Source organism: Arthrobacter sp. UYCu712 (assembly GCF_040547005.1).
GTDB lineage: Bacteria > Actinomycetota > Actinomycetes > Actinomycetales > Micrococcaceae > Arthrobacter.
The window spans coordinates 1-2,325 of record NZ_JBEPOZ010000060.1; the positions used below are offsets into that span (position 1 = coordinate 1).

Genomic DNA, 2,325 nt, shown 5'->3' on the forward strand with positions numbered 1-2,325 from the left:
TTTCAGACACGTCAAACAAAGACCAGGAACGAGAGGATCCGGCACTCACGCATCGCTGATTCCGGCGCGGCTGGGAGAGCGCCCGGTCAGGGTAGCTTTCCCTCTGTCCTCACCGTGAGGCGACTTTCTGGTCGGAGAGGCATTCCTCCGCCCGGTAAAGGATCCCCAAATCGGACGCAGCGGCGTCCGCTGAGCCACCGGCTAACGGCGCCCTTAAAGGCGCCGCTTAGCACTTCTCAGTACGCTCTATGCATGCAGATCCGCGAAGCGACCCTGGATGACCTGAGACAGGTGGACGCGATCTGTGATGCCAGCGACCGCGCACGCTGGACAGCAGAAATGATCGCCCCGATAAACGACCGGGTCGTATTGGTAGCGGCCATACAAAGTCAGATCGTCGGCGTAGCCAAAACGCACTTCCACGGCGAAACCGATGGCGAGGTCCCTGCAGGCCACTATCTAGGGGGCGTCGTCGTCACTCCGGATTTCCGACGGCGGGGAATCGGTTCGGCTCTCACCCGGGCGCGGGTGGAGTGGATCTGGTCTCAGTCTTCGAGCGTTTACTACTTCGCGAACGAACACAACACGGCATCCATCAGAATGCACGAGACTCTGGGTTTCCGGTCCGTCGGCCGATTCGCGGAGATTCGCGGGGTGACAGCCGACGACGGGCGATCAGAACTGGTCCTCTTCGCAGCGTCCCGATAAACGATCCCCAAATCGGACGCAGCGGCGTCCGCTGAGCCACCGGCTTACGGACAAGCAGTCGCTTCTGTGAATCGTGAGAACATCATTGAGTGACCGACAGTACTTCGCATGAACTGCCGCCCCTCTACGAGTCCCTGACCTGGCTTACCCCGCTCTCCGAGGAACGCGCCGCACACCTTGTGGCGTTCTTGTCCGACCCGGCGCCGGCTGAGGTTCTGGACATGGGGTGCGGATGGGGTGAACTACTACTTCGGGTTTTGACGTCGGCCCCGCAGGCACGGGGACGCGGAGTGGACAGTGCTTCCGCGTCCATCGACCGAGCGAGGCAACAAGCATTGACTCGTGGGCTGCTCGACAGAGCGACGTTTGATTCGATGCCTGGGCTAGAAGCCCAGGATCGCCCCGCAGACGCTGTCATCTGCATCGGCGCGAGCCAGATCTGGGGGCCGCCGGTAGAGGACGCGCAGCCGCTCGACTACGCCGCGGCCCTGCGCGCCCTTCGAGCTCTGGTGCTTCCCGGCGGCCGACTCGTCTACGGCGAGGCGATCTGGTCAGCAACACCTCATCCGGCTGCCACCGCCCCTCTGGCTGGACGTGACGACGAGTACCTAACAGAAGATGCGTTACGCGAGCAGATCCGCGCCGCTGGTCTCGAGGTGGTGGACGACGACCAGGCAAGCGTTCAGGAGTGGGACGTCTTCGAGGCCGGGTATCGCGACAGGTTTACCCGTTGGCTAGAAGCACATGATGCCGACCATCCCGCCGCAGAGCAGGTCCGTCGGCAATATGAGGAACAGCGCGCTGCATATGAAGAGGGCTACCGAGGCGTACTCGGGATGGCGTATTTCTGCCTAAGGGGGTAGGAGTCCACTGCGACTCACCGTAATGTAACGCGCAGACATGCTGGCGTTCCACCAGGGGATCCCCTAACGAAATGGCAACCTGTCCCGGTGGGATACCCGTACTCTTCGACCGGTAGACCAGCAATTTCGTCGCTCGGTCGATGCCACAAGGATGCGTGTGGAGATTACATCCTCGATGCCGGCACCGGCGGCTTCGAGGGCAAGGTGCAAGTTCTCAATCGCTTTTGCAGCCTGTGCTGCGTAGTCCCCGGGGCCTGCGGTCGTACCGTCCTTATTCAAGGGGCATGATCCGGCCAGGAAAATGAGGCGTGCCGCGCCAGGAACGGTCGCCGCATACGCGTACTGCGCGGAGGCACTAAGGGTGCTCGAGCTAATGAGGGTAACTGCGCTGGGCATGGGCGTCCTCCTGTTGGAATGCGCTGGCAAAATCCCACCCTATCGGCGCCGACAACGAGTCATGCAGCATAAACCGCAGACCGGTGGACCAACGGGACGCAGCGGCGTCCGCTTAGCCGCCGGCTAACGGGCGGGTAAGACGTGGTGCTACGTTTGACCGCAGTGACATTCTTAATTTCTCTGTGACCCAGAGTCGATGCAGCGGTTCCCGTTCGCTTCCCTCGGAAGCGGTGATTCCGTGTGCCCTCGAAGGGGACTCCAACGCGAGTTCCCCTGGCACCCGGCCCCTCACCGAACTCATCCAGAGAAGATCACATGCCCTTCATATCGAGCGACTCCGCCGCGCCCTCCTCACCTG

Annotated in this window: 3 protein-coding genes; 2 read left to right on the forward strand and 1 reads right to left on the reverse strand. The window is 62.0% G+C overall.

What is annotated here, in order from left to right; genetic code table 11:
* Window positions 1-252: 252 nt before the first annotated feature.
* Together ABIB51_RS23105 and ABIB51_RS23110 are read left to right on the forward strand one after the other, a co-directional pair.
* Window positions 253-708, forward strand: a complete 456-nt coding sequence (locus tag ABIB51_RS23105; protein WP_354191725.1) for a GNAT family N-acetyltransferase — start codon at window positions 253-255, stop codon at window positions 706-708.
* Between the two features lie 89 nt (window positions 709-797).
* Window positions 798-1,571, forward strand: a complete 774-nt coding sequence (locus ABIB51_RS23110) for an SAM-dependent methyltransferase (protein WP_354191726.1) — start codon at window positions 798-800, stop codon at window positions 1,569-1,571.
* A gap of 63 nt (window positions 1,572-1,634) precedes the next feature.
* Here the strand turns inward: ABIB51_RS23110 and ABIB51_RS23115 are convergent, their stop codons facing one another.
* Complete coding sequence (locus ABIB51_RS23115) at window positions 1,635-1,967, reverse strand: RidA family protein (protein WP_354191727.1); 333 nt, start codon at window positions 1,965-1,967, stop codon at window positions 1,635-1,637.
* Window positions 1,968-2,325 lie beyond the last annotated feature (358 nt).